This is a genomic window from Anaerococcus sp. Marseille-P3915 (assembly GCF_900258475.1).
Classification (GTDB): Bacteria; Bacillota; Clostridia; order Tissierellales; family Peptoniphilaceae; genus Anaerococcus; species Anaerococcus kampingae.
This window is the reverse complement of the sequence record NZ_LT984887.1, coordinates 1,363,298-1,375,509: the sequence shown is the minus strand read 5'-3', so window position 1 is coordinate 1,375,509 and position 12,212 is coordinate 1,363,298. Positions and strand designations below refer to the sequence as shown.

Below are 12,212 nucleotides of genomic sequence, written 5' to 3'. Positions count from 1 at the left end.
ATATAGATGGTAAATAAGTTTGAAAGAAGACTTAGCATTGAGCTTGTCTTCTTGGTAGTCATCTTATTTCTTCTAACTATCTCTCAAAGGTTTGTGGATTCATGGTTTTTTAACTTAAGCTGGTATATCGTCTTTATCCTAAGCTGGATATTGATGCTAGTTTTTAGTTTTTCAGTCCTCCTAGATAAAAATGCTAGAGGATATTCAATACTTACAGCCATAGTCACAAGCCTAGCCTTTGGGCTATTATCAATCCACGGTTTGTCAGCCCTGGCAAGATTTGTCAGGGTCTTGCCCACAAACCTAGCCGTAAACAACGAGTTTTTCATAGCTAATAATCAGCTGATATTTTATTCATGCTTGATAGTGGTTTACTTTTTCCACATGATAAACGCTCTCCTACATAGAAGGAAGGACCAAGAGCCTAAGGAAGAAATAAAAGAAGCTAGCGAGGAAGAGCTTAGGCAGAGAAGAGATGATAAGCTAAATGCAATAATAGCTGAGATCGATAGTCAGAAGAATTCAGATAAGCTTACAGATGAAGATAGGGAAATATTAAATACTCATCTTTTAGAAGAGGCTAAGAACAAGGAAGCGGAGGATAATTTATGAGCAAGCAAAACATATCATTGTCAGTAATCAAGAGACTTCCAAAATACTACAGGTATTTGGAAAGCATCAACGAAAAAGGAATAATCAGAGTATCTTCTAAAGAATTATCCGAGATAACAGGCCTTACAGCCAGCCAAATAAGACAAGATTTAAACCACTTCGGTTGCTTCGGCCAACAAGGCTATGGCTATAATGTAAAGGAATTAATTGGTGAATTATCAAAGATAATTGGAGTAGATAAAAGTTATAAGATAGTCCTAATAGGTTATGGTAATATAGGACATGCCCTCTACCAATACAAGTCCTTTAGAGATCTAGGCTATGAATTTGAAGCAGTCTTTGATAAGGAAGAATTCACACACGAAGAATTAAAGGTGCAAAAAATCGATGACCTAGGAGACTTCCTAAAAAATAACAAGGTAGATATAGGTATAATAGCAACACCAAAAACAGTAGCCCAAGAAATAGCAGATATACTTTGCGAAAGCGGAATCAAAGGTATTTGGAACTTCTCACCAGTAGACCTAAAGGTAAAAAATGGAGTGGTAATAGAATCAGTTCACCTAGATGAATCTCTATTTACCCTAACATATTTTATGAATTCACCAGAGGATTTTATATTTTAGATGAATGTAATAAGCGTATCAAACTTGGCCAAAGAATATCCCGGTAAGGAAATATTTTCTGGCCTAAGTTTTAATTTAGAAAAGGGGGACAAGGCAGGACTAGTTGGAATCAACGGGGCTGGCAAGTCTACCCTTTTTAATATATTAACAGGAAACTTAAGAGCAGATGAGGGGAAAGTCTTTATCCCCCAAGAAGTTAAAGTAGGCTATCTGGAGCAGATTTTAAGCATAGATAGCCATATGACAATCTATGAATATTGTCTAGCCATCTTTGATGATATGATAAGGCTTGAGGAAGAGATAAGAGAGCTTGAAAAAAAGATGAGCCAGGAAAAGGATGATGAAAAACTTGCTCAGATAATGGATGAGTACACAAAAAAATCTGACCTTTTTCACCAGAAAAATGGCTATGCTATCAAAAGTGAGCTAGAAGGAACCCTAACAGCCATGGGCTTTGATAGGGAGGACTTCGATAAGGAAATATCTGTTTTATCAGGTGGACAAAAGGCAAGGGTAGAGCTAGCAGGCCTTTTATTAGAAAAGCCAGACCTTCTCCTTTTAGATGAGCCAACCAACCACCTAGATATAAAGGCAATCAACTTCCTAGAAACCTTCATCAAAAACTACCAGGGCACAGTAATAATAATATCCCACGATAGGTATTTTTTAGATGCCACAGTAAATAAGATGATGGTCCTAGAATATGGAAGGCTTACATCCTATAATGGCAACTACACCAGCTTCATGACCCAGAGGAAAAAAGACAGGGACGTCTACCTCCACCAATATAAGAGCCAGCAAAAAGAAATCGAACGCCAAGAAGAAATCATCGACAGACTCAAAAACCTGGGAGGCTCTAAGAGAAAAAGAGGTATATCCCAATCAAGGTCTAGGCAAAAACTCCTAGATAAGATGGAAAAAATGGAAAAGCCAATCGAACTACAAGACACCATGAGCCTTAAATTTAGCCCAAGAATCCAATCGGGCATGGATGTCCTAAAGGTAGATAAATTAGCCAAATCCTTTGACTATAGGGAGATTTTCAAAAATATTTCCTTTGATATTTATAGAAATGAAAGGGCAGCCATAATCGGAGATAATGGGGTAGGTAAGACCACGCTTTTTAAAATAATCCTCAAGGAAGAGATGCCAGATCAAGGCACAGTCAAGCTTGGCCAATCTGTAAACATAGGCTACTTTGACCAAGAGCAAAAATCTCTAAACTTAGAAAACACCATCTTTGATGAGATAAGAGAGGCTTACCCAAGGCTTACAAACTTTGAAATAAGGTCCTACCTTGCCAAATTTATGTTCTACGATGATGATGTCTTCAGAGAGATTAGCGAACTATCCGGTGGGGAAAGGGCTAGGATATCTCTCCTTAAGCTAATGATATCAGATTGTAACTTCATCCTCATGGATGAGCCAACCAACCACCTAGATATTGACTCAAAGGAAATTCTAGAAGATGCCATCCTAGATTTTGAGGGTACTCTTTTGATAATTTCCCACGATAGGTATTTCTTAAATAAAATCGCAAGCAAAATCCTAGATATGAAAAATGACCAGATTGATCTTTACTTAGGCAACTACGATTATTATAGGGAAAAGCTAAGGGAAGCAAGCCTGACAGATGAAGAAAGACAAGTAGTAAGCAAGACCCAAATCAAAAAGGAAAGAAAAAAGGAAAAACTAAAGAAAAGCGAAATTAAGGCCAAAAAGAACAAGATTAGAGACATAGAAAAGGAGATGAAGGAAACCGACCTCCTTATCAAAGACCTCACAATAGAAAGCCTTGCTGAGGGCTTTTATAACGATCAAGATAGGGTCGCCCAAGTTTTTAAAGAAATCAAAGATCTTGAGGAAAAAAGAGATGACCTTGATGAAGTATGGCTAGACCTTAATTTAGAATTAGAAGAAGATGATTAAAAGGAAAAAAACAAGGGTATTTATACCCTAAGGAGAAAAATATGGGAAAATTAATGAAATTTCTCTATTCTTTGATGTTAATAGTTTTAATCCTCTTAGGAGCCTTATTTTTGGCCTTTGGAATTGATGGCCAGGCTGTTTTTGAAGCCTTTGTCTACAATGAATATCTTTATAGACTAGTATCTAATGAAGCCTTTGTTCAATTCTTTTTCATGGCTGTAGGCATCTTACTCATAGGTTTTGCAATAGTTTTGCTTATTGTACTTAGACAAAATTCCAACAAGGGATTTGACGTCTTGATTGAAGATGAAAAGGGAAGTGTGCTTATAGCCCAAAGATCTCTAGAATCTTCGATAAAATCCTCAGTTAATAAGTTTTTAGGACTTGAAACCATAAAGGCAAGGGCTAAAATTATTGACAATAACAAGCTTGAAGCAAAAATCTTGGCAGATGACTATTCAGATCAAGCAATCGACAAGCTTGCCGAAAGAGTAAGAGAAGAGATAAAAAAGGGCTTAAACAATCTTACAGGACTTGATGAAATAAAAATCGACCTAAAGATTGAAAAGAAGGAAAAGCAAAAAGAGAAGAGAGAATATGGAAGAAATTAACAAGGATACAAATCATACTATATATGATGTAGAGATGAGAAAGCTTGATAATAGAGAAAACAATAAAAAATTTCTTCTTGCTTTCTATCGATTAAACAAAGGGAAAATAAACTCTACAATCCTTAGCCTCATCACCCTTATTTGCCTATTTAACTTTGGTTTTTTCAAGACCTTGGGAATCTGGGTAGTGATGGTAATAGGCTATTTGATCGGAGCTTATTTTGATAAAGATGTAAGAGTGCTTCAAATAATTAGGAAAATTGTAAATTAAGGAGTAGACATGACAGATAATCTAAATAAAGAAATCAAAAAAGACCTAAATGATGGTAGAGAATTGGAATATGAAGAAAGCAAGCTTATCATAGAAGATAAGGTAGTTGCTAAGATTGCTAGAATTGCCATTAATCAAGTGGATGGTATCCTTGAAATGAAGGGTAATATTGCTGATTCTATCGGATCATTTTTTGGCTCCAGCGATAGGAGAACTGCTGGTGTTAATGTAGAAGTTGGAGAAAGAGAAGCAAAGATTAACCTAGATGTAATTATCGAATATGGCAAAAATGCTAGGGAAATCTTTAACAACATTCAAAGAGTAGTAAGTTCTAATGTTAGAGAGATGACTGGTCTCGAAGTAGTGACAATAAATGTGGATGTTGTGGATGTTCTAACAAGAAAAGAATACCAAGAAAAACAACAAGCAAATTCTGACGCTGACAAAAAGCAAAATAATTACTAAAAATAAGGCCTGCTAAGCGGGCCTCTTAGTATGGAGATAGAATATGAGAGATTTACTCGATAGCAAGACAAGACGTTACATATTTGTAGGATTTTGTCTGATAGCTATATATTTTGGATTTTTTTATATAGATAAGATTGGAGAATTTTTATCAAGGGCTTATCAGGTTTTTAGGCCTCTAGTTTACGGATTGGTTATAGCCTTTATAATAAATCTTCCGGTCAATTTTTTTCACAATGACCTTTTATCAAGATTTGATGCTTTTAAGAAAAATAAAAACCTAAGCCTGACCCTATCTTTGGCAATTTCATGGATTATATTTTTTGCAATGGTGACAATAGTCCTAACAGTTTTAATACCAGAGCTTACCAGGGCAATTACCAAGCTTAGCGAAAATATACCCGTATTTTTTGATTCGCTTGTAGATTTTTTGGATGATTACAAGTTTTTAGAAAAGGCCAGCCATATTTTAGAAACTAAGATTCAAAGTCTAGATTTAGATGGGATAAGCAGGACTGTGACAGGTTTCTTGCAAGACTTTTTAAATTCAGAATCAAATATACTAAATAAGACTGGATCAATTATAAATACCGTATCACAAGGAATCCTAGCCCTTGGTATTGGCTTTATTTTTTCAATATATGTTAGCCTAAATAGAAATGGACTAGCAGATGGGATAACAGGATTTATCTTTGCCCACCTTCCAATAGATGTAGCCAAAAATATAATCTATGTATCAAAACTATCCTATGCATCATTTTCAAGGTTTCTTGAAACTAAAATCTTATCATGCATTGCCCTAGGTGTGGCTTGCTTTATAGGAATGCTCATCCTAAGGTTGCCATCAGCTGGCATGATTTCAATTCTTATGGGAGCTTTTGATATTATTCCATATATTGGAGCATTTTCAGCAACAGCCATAGGTATGATTTTGATATTTATCTATTCGCCAGCTAAAGCTCTTATATTTTTGATATTTATCCTAATATTACAACAAGTCCAACAACAGATATTTTATCCACTTGTAATAGGTAAGCACCAAGGCCTACCTGCTATTTGGATCTTTGTTTCAGTAGTAATAGGCGGGGGACTCTTCGGAGTATTTGGTATGGTCGCATTCATACCGCTTGCAACTGTAATCTACACACTTGTGACAGATAATACCAAAAAGAAACTTAAAAATAAAAATATCAGTGAAGAAGAAATAGAAAATTTAAGGAAAAAGACTTACGAAGAAATAAGAGCGGAAAATTTAAAAGATATATAGAAAAAAGCTAGCGGCAAAAAACTGCTAGCTTTTTATATGGAAAAATCTTCAAAAATTATTAGCAAGTAGCCCGCTTCTAGGCTGATTTTAAAATCGCATCCCTTAGTCTGATTAGAAACTCCCAGGCTATCATCAAGACTCATTTTATAAGAGTCAAGCTCATAGGCAAGACCGTCTATCGAAAGGATGGACTCTTCATCTAGGGCAAAAATTGATACATAAAAATCTTTATCATTGAATTTATAAGAAAAGTCAGAATCTATGACAAAAATTTCCTTGCCCCTTGCCTTTAGAGAAATATTTACACCCTTTTTCTTAAAATGGAGGAGGGTTTTTATATTTGAAATCGTGTGAGATTCTCGTCCTCCTAGGCCACCATAGATTATAATTTCCCTATAGCCCTTATCTATTGCAAGCCTAATAGCTGCAACTGTGTCAGTGAAGTCTTTTATAGGATTTAGGGCTATTATATTTTTAAAATCAGGCCTATCTGTAGAGTCGAAATCTCCAATTGCGTAGTCAATTTTTATTTTTTCTCTCTCACCATAACGAAAGCCTTTATCAGCTGTAATCACCAAATCATTTTCACATATTTCATCAAAAAAGCCGTCAAAATCTCCGCCAGCTATTATAAAACACCTTTTCATTCTTACTCCTTTATTTTATTATAACATTTTCTTAACTATTATCACAATTAATGGTAAAATGAATATAAATTATGAAAAAAGAAGGGTGTTAGGATGAAAGAATTAGATAGACAAACTAAAAATCTACTTAAGGTAGTAGTTATCGGAATTTTATTGTATTTTGGGTTATTTTATATAGGAGAAGTGTCTAAGGCTTTTTCCACCCTCTATGCGGTCATTTCACCCTTTATTGTGGGTGGGGCCTTGGCCTTTATGATGAGTATTCCGACCAATTTTTTTGAGAGGAAGTTAAACAGCCTTGATAAAAAATCTAAGTATGGAAAGCTTATATCAATATGCTCTATCCTCATATCTTGGGCCTTGCTTATAGCTTTTCTAGTCATACTTATAAATATCTTGATTCCATCTATGGTCAAGATTGTTTATACCTTCTCTATCAGGTGGCCAGACTTTGTAAATTCAACCTATCATTTTCTAAAAAAACATGAATTGACAGAGCCTTACGCTAATAAATTCATGAATGCCTTTAGCGGTGTGGGTTGGTACAATGTTAGAAATGCTATCTTTTCATTTATAGATGGCAATGATGTTGACCTTTTCTCAAAGGCTACAGGATTTTTAAACTCAGTATCCAGCGGTGTAATTGGGATTTTTACAATGATAGTTTTCTCTATCTTTGTGTTAATTTATAAGAAAATGCTTAAGACAAATGGCACAAGACTTATCTATGCTTTGCTTAGCGAGGAAAGGGCTGACTATATCAACAAGGTCCTATCACTTTCCTATAACACCTTCAAGGATTATGTATTTTCAAGGATGATATCAGTACTTTGCCTATCTGTCCTCACCTTTATAGGTATGAAGATATTTAAGATACCAAATGCGCCAATTATTTCGATAGTGGTCGGTATATCAGACCTTATACCTATCTTTGGTCCAATCTTTGGTACTGGATTTTCAGCTATATTGATTTTTGTTGAATCACCATTTAAGGCCCTTATATTTTTGGCCTACAATGTTATCATTCAACAAATCCAAGAGAACCTAATCTTCCCTTATATAGCAGGCGATGCAATAGGCCTTCCTGCTGTTTGGGTAATGGCATCTGTAACTATAGGTGGGTCCTTGTTTGGAATTTGGGGCATGCTGATATCAATACCAGTTGTATCAGTATTTTACACCCTCTATCTAGAAAAGATTAATAACAAGCTTAAGGAAAAGAACTTTGATGATGCCAAGATTAAAGAGAAGGAAGATAAAAGTTATACTATAGAGGAGATTGATATCGGAGATGAAGCTTAAAGAGAGTAATTATTTTGTCCCCGTCCTAAAGGAAGGTGCGACCTACTATGGTGGCCATCAGGAATGGCTTAAAGAACTTGGTTTATCCAAGTTTTTTAGGGATAGGGCCTGTGTGGTGACAGCCTTTACCAATGTGTATTTTTACATGTTTGAAAGGGGACTTGTAGATTTTAAAACCTACAATGATATGCAATATAAATTTTATAGAAGGCTAAGACCCAAAGCAAATGGGGTTCCCACAGCCAGTTCTCTTCTTAGGAGGATAAGAATTTTAAATCATCAGATGAACCTAGGTTTATCTTACAGGATTCTTGAGGAAAACCTCCTTAAGAAGGTATCTTTAGAAAAAAAGATTGCTTTCATAGAAGAAGCCTTGGCTAAAGACTCTCCTGTTATCTTTATAAATTGGCTAAGCAGGGACATAGATATAATGAGCCACCACGGCCTAGTTATAACAGAGATGAATAAGAAAAATGATAAGCGTGAACTAGTCGTATCAAGCTGGGGCAGAAGACATTCCTTCTACCTAGAAGATTTTGATAAGAGTCTAAGGACCTATACAGGCCTAATATATTTTGAAAGGAATATTTATGAATAAACAACAAAAAAGATTAGACAGATCATATGGCATAATCATGCCAATATTTTCACTGCCATCAAATTATGGTATCGGCACCTTTGGAAAGGCAGCCTATGACTTTGTAGATTATCTAAATGATTGTGGAGCCAAATATTGGCAAATCCTACCTCTAGGCCAAACCTCCTACGGAGATAGCCCTTACCAATCATTCTCATCCTTTGCAGGCAATCCATACTTCATAGACTTAGATATGTTAATAGAAGATGGACTTTTAGAAAAAGAAGACCTAGAAAATATAGATTTTGGTGGGAACGAAAGAGAAATAGACTATGCCAAACTCTACAATGTAAGATATAGGGTCTTAGAAATAGCTTATAAAAATGCTAAAGAAAAATACGCCAAGGAAATCAAAGAATTTAGAAAAGCGGAAGCTAATTGGCTAGAAGATTACGCCCTATTTATGGCTATTAAGAAAGATAACCTTGATAAGTCTTGGGAATTTTGGGATGAAGATCTTAGAAATAGAAAAAAATCTGCCCTAGATGAATTTAAAAAAGAAAATAAAGAATTAATAGATTTTTATGTCTATCTTCAATACGAATTTTTTAAACAATGGAATAAATTAAAAGAATTTGCAAATAGGCATGAAATCGAGATAATAGGCGATCTTCCAATTTATGTAGCCTACGATTCTGCAGATGCTTGGGTTAATTATGAGATACTTAAACTTGATAAAGAAACAAAACGACCTATAGTAGTTGGTGGAGCGCCTCCAGATGATTATTCAGAAGATGGACAACTCTGGGGCAACCCTGTTTACCGCTGGGAATACATGAGGGATGTTGAAGGATTCGACTTTTGGAAAAGAAGGATTGGAGCCTGCCTCAAACTTTATGATATACTAAGACTAGATCACTTTAGAGGATTTGAAGCTTACTATGTCATACCAGCAACAGACGATACAGCAAGATACGGAAAATGGGAAAAGGGATTACCTTATGACTTCTTCGATGCAATCAAAGAAAGCTATCCAGATGCAAAATATATAGCAGAAGACTTAGGCTTTATAACAAAAGAAGTAGAAGATTTGATAAACCACTATGCCTTCCCAGGCATGAAGGTAATACAATTTGCCTTCGGTGATAATTTTGATAGCGAATATTTACCACACAATTACGAGAGAAACTCAATGGTATACGCATCAACCCACGACTCTGACACTCTTCAAGGATTCTTAGATAATGCTGACGAACATTTATTAGAACTTATAAGGACATATTTTGGAATCGGTGAAGATGAAAAAGATGAGAACATAAGAGAGATAATAGCAAGAAATCTTATGGGATCAGTATCAGACGTATGTATGTTTGAAATCCAAGACCTATTCGGCCTTGGCAATGAGGCAAGGATAAACTGTCCGGGTATCGTAGGTGGAAACTGGGATTGGAGAGCGGTAGAAAGCGACTTCGATAAGAAAATCGCTGAAAAATATGAAAAGATGGCAAAAACTTACGGGAGGATTTAATGAATAAGTTAGTTAAGGAAAAATTTGCTGATCAGTACATGGAAAATCTTCAAAGAATTACTCTAAAAAGCTTTGAAGATACATCAGATAAGGACAGATATGATGCCCTTTGCGATACAATCATGGGACTAATCAACCAAGATTGGAGAAGAAGTAAGCAAAAAGTTAGAAAAGAAAGAAAAGCTTACTATCTATCAGCAGAATTCTTAATTGGTAGATCTCTAGGAAATAACCTTATCAACCTAGGAATCTATGATGAAGTAAAAGAACTTTTAAATGAAATGGGCATAGACTTTGAAGAAATAGAAGACTATGAAGATGATGCAGCCCTTGGTAATGGTGGTCTAGGAAGACTAGCAGCATGCTTCATGGATTCAGCTGCCAGCCAAAAACTAAGCCTATATGGTTACGGTGTTAGATATCGTGAAGGTATCTTTAAACAAGCAATCGAAAATGGCTTCCAAGTAGAATACGGCGATAGCTGGATAAAAGATGGTGACGGCTGGTCAATCAGAGTAGACTCTGATGCGAAAATAGTTAAATTTAGAGACCAACAAGTAAAGGCAGTACCATATGATATGCCAGTAGTTGGTTTTGAAAATGGTGTAGTAAACACACTTAGATTGTGGCAATCAGAACCATTTAGAGAATTTGACTTTGCTAAATTCAACAACTTCGAATATGACGATGCAGTAGCTGAGAAAAACAGGGCAGAAGACATCACAAGAGTCCTATATCCAAATGATATGCAAAGAGCAGGAAAGCTATTAAGATTAAAACAACAATACTTCTTCTGTTCAGCATCAATCCAAGATATGGTAGAAAAATACAAGAGAGACTTCCCAGAAGACCTCAAATTCGAAAACTTCGCAAGATATCACGTAATCCAACTAAACGATACCCACCCAATCATGGCAATTCCAGAGTTAGTAAGGGTATTAGTAGATGAAAATGGTATATACTTTGAAGATGCACTAGCAATAGCAAACAAGGTATTTGCTTTTACAAACCACACAGTACTTCAAGAAGCCCTAGAAAAATGGTCATTTGACCTAATGGAAGAAGTAAGCCCAAGATGTCTAGAAATCGTAGAACAAATCGATAAGAAACTTGTAAAAGAATTCAAAGATAGAGGCTTCAGCGACAAGGCAATAGATCCATACAGAATCGTAACAGGCGATCTAGTACACATGGCAAACCTTGCAATCTATGTAGGATTTTCTGTAAATGGTGTAGCTGAAATCCACTCACAAATCTTAAAAGATGATACCTTCAAAGAATGGTATAAGGAAAGCCCAGAGAAATTCAACAACAAGACAAACGGAATCACACCAAGAAGATGGTTAGTATACGCTAATAGAGAACTAACAAACTTCATCACAGAAAAACTAGGCACAGACGCTTGGAAAAAAGACCTAGCAATGCTAAAGGGTCTAGAGAAATTCCTAGATGATGAAAAAGTCCTAGATGAGTTCTTATCAATCAAACAAACAAAGAAAGACCAACTAGCTAAATACATCCTAGAAAATGAAGGAATAAAAATTGACTCACATTCAATCTATGATATCCAAATCAAGAGAATCCACGAATACAAGAGACAACACCTTAACATCCTTCACATCATCCACCTATATCACAAACTAAAGAAAAACCCAGACCTAGACTTCACACCAACAACCTTTATCTTTGGTGGTAAGGCAGCTCCAGGATACTTTAGAGCAAAGGGAATGATTAAACTTGCAAACGAAGTAGCAAGAGTAGTAAACAACGATAAGGATGTAAATGACAAGCTAAAGGTTGTATTCGTAGAAAACTACAGAGTAACCTACGCTGAAAAACTCTTCCCAGCAGCAGATGTAAGTGAACAAATCTCAACAGCTGGTAAGGAAGCAAGTGGTACAGGTAACATGAAATTCATGCTAAACGGTGCCCTAACCCTAGGAACCCTAGATGGAGCTAACGTAGAAATCTTTGAAGAAGCAGGCGAAGAAAACAACTACAGATTCGGAGCAACAGTAGAAGAATTAGCAGAAATAGCAGATTCTTACAATGCTTTTGAATACTATAGCAAGGATGAAGACATCAAAGATGTAGTAGATTCCCTAGTAAGTGGAGAATTCAAAGACCAAGATTCTTACTACTTCCTAGACATCTATAACGAGCTAATCAAGCCACAAAATGGCGGTAGAGCTGACCAATACTACCTATTAAAAGATTTCGCATCTTATAAAGAAACACAGGCTAAATTAAACAAAGAATTTAGAAATAGAAAAGAATGGGCAAGAAAGTGCCTAAAGAATATCGCAAACGCTGGATTCTTCTCATCAGATAGAACAATCCTAGAATATGCAGATGATATTTGGAAAATAGACTAAGA

The 12,212-nt window shown here is 35.7% G+C and carries 12 protein-coding genes; 11 read left to right on the top strand and 1 reads right to left on the bottom strand.

All coding sequences use genetic code 11. The annotated features are described in order from the left end of the window. The first annotated feature begins 6 nt into the window (after nucleotides 1–6). From C8269_RS06700 to C8269_RS06670, 7 genes are read left to right on the top strand one after another with little or no spacing between them, the layout of a single operon-like run. Nucleotides 7–612 carry a hypothetical protein gene (locus C8269_RS06700; protein WP_106460943.1) on the top strand — a complete coding sequence of 202 codons (606 nt, stop codon included), beginning with the start codon at nucleotides 7–9 and terminating at the stop codon, nucleotides 610–612. Beyond that, on the top strand, nucleotides 609–1,238 hold the full coding sequence (locus C8269_RS06695; RefSeq protein ID WP_106460942.1) for a redox-sensing transcriptional repressor Rex: 630 nt from the start codon (nucleotides 609–611) through the stop codon (nucleotides 1,236–1,238). The genes C8269_RS06700 and C8269_RS06695 overlap by 4 nt, the downstream gene beginning before the upstream one ends. Next, nucleotides 1,239–3,167: a ribosomal protection-like ABC-F family protein gene (abc-f, locus tag C8269_RS06690; protein WP_106460941.1), complete on the top strand. Its 1,929-nt coding sequence runs from the start codon at nucleotides 1,239–1,241 to the stop codon at nucleotides 3,165–3,167. It abuts the gene before it with no gap. A gap of 41 nt (nucleotides 3,168–3,208) precedes the next feature. Beyond that, complete coding sequence (amaP, locus tag C8269_RS06685) at nucleotides 3,209–3,778, top strand: alkaline shock response membrane anchor protein AmaP (protein WP_106460940.1); 570 nt, start codon at nucleotides 3,209–3,211, stop codon at nucleotides 3,776–3,778. Next, nucleotides 3,765–4,049 carry a DUF2273 domain-containing protein gene (locus tag C8269_RS06680; RefSeq protein WP_106460939.1) on the top strand — a complete coding sequence of 95 codons (285 nt, stop codon included), beginning with the start codon at nucleotides 3,765–3,767 and terminating at the stop codon, nucleotides 4,047–4,049. The genes amaP and C8269_RS06680 overlap by 14 nt, the downstream gene beginning before the upstream one ends. 9 nt (nucleotides 4,050–4,058) lie before the next feature. Next, nucleotides 4,059–4,514, top strand: a complete 456-nt coding sequence (locus C8269_RS06675) for an Asp23/Gls24 family envelope stress response protein (RefSeq protein WP_106460938.1) — start codon at nucleotides 4,059–4,061, stop codon at nucleotides 4,512–4,514. A 43-nt stretch (nucleotides 4,515–4,557) separates the two neighbouring features. Continuing rightward, nucleotides 4,558–5,781: an AI-2E family transporter gene (locus C8269_RS06670; RefSeq protein ID WP_106460937.1), complete on the top strand. Its 1,224-nt coding sequence runs from the start codon at nucleotides 4,558–4,560 to the stop codon at nucleotides 5,779–5,781. 32 nt (nucleotides 5,782–5,813) lie between these two features. On the opposite strand, the gene C8269_RS06665 is transcribed toward C8269_RS06670, so the two are convergent. Then, the gene (locus tag C8269_RS06665) at nucleotides 5,814–6,428 is read right to left on the bottom strand and encodes a thiamine diphosphokinase (RefSeq protein WP_106460936.1); all 615 of its coding nucleotides are present in this window, start codon (nucleotides 6,426–6,428) and stop codon (nucleotides 5,814–5,816) included. A gap of 93 nt (nucleotides 6,429–6,521) precedes the next feature. Here C8269_RS06665 and C8269_RS06660 point away from each other — a divergent pair, with 93 nt between their 5' ends. From C8269_RS06660 to C8269_RS06645, 4 genes are read left to right on the top strand one after another with little or no spacing between them, the layout of a single operon-like run. Next, on the top strand, nucleotides 6,522–7,730 hold the full coding sequence (locus tag C8269_RS06660; RefSeq protein ID WP_106460935.1) for an AI-2E family transporter: 1,209 nt from the start codon (nucleotides 6,522–6,524) through the stop codon (nucleotides 7,728–7,730). Beyond that, nucleotides 7,720–8,328, top strand: a complete 609-nt coding sequence (locus C8269_RS06655) for a hypothetical protein (RefSeq protein ID WP_106460934.1) — start codon at nucleotides 7,720–7,722, stop codon at nucleotides 8,326–8,328. Before C8269_RS06660 ends, C8269_RS06655 begins: the two co-directional genes overlap by 11 nt. Continuing rightward, on the top strand, nucleotides 8,321–9,835 hold the full coding sequence (gene malQ, locus C8269_RS06650; RefSeq protein WP_106460933.1) for a 4-alpha-glucanotransferase: 1,515 nt from the start codon (nucleotides 8,321–8,323) through the stop codon (nucleotides 9,833–9,835). The genes C8269_RS06655 and malQ overlap by 8 nt, the downstream gene beginning before the upstream one ends. Then, nucleotides 9,835–12,210, top strand: coding sequence for a glycogen/starch/alpha-glucan phosphorylase (locus C8269_RS06645; RefSeq protein ID WP_106460932.1), 2,376 nt, complete (start codon nucleotides 9,835–9,837; stop codon nucleotides 12,208–12,210). The genes malQ and C8269_RS06645 overlap by 1 nt, the downstream gene beginning before the upstream one ends. Nucleotides 12,211–12,212 lie beyond the last annotated feature (2 nt).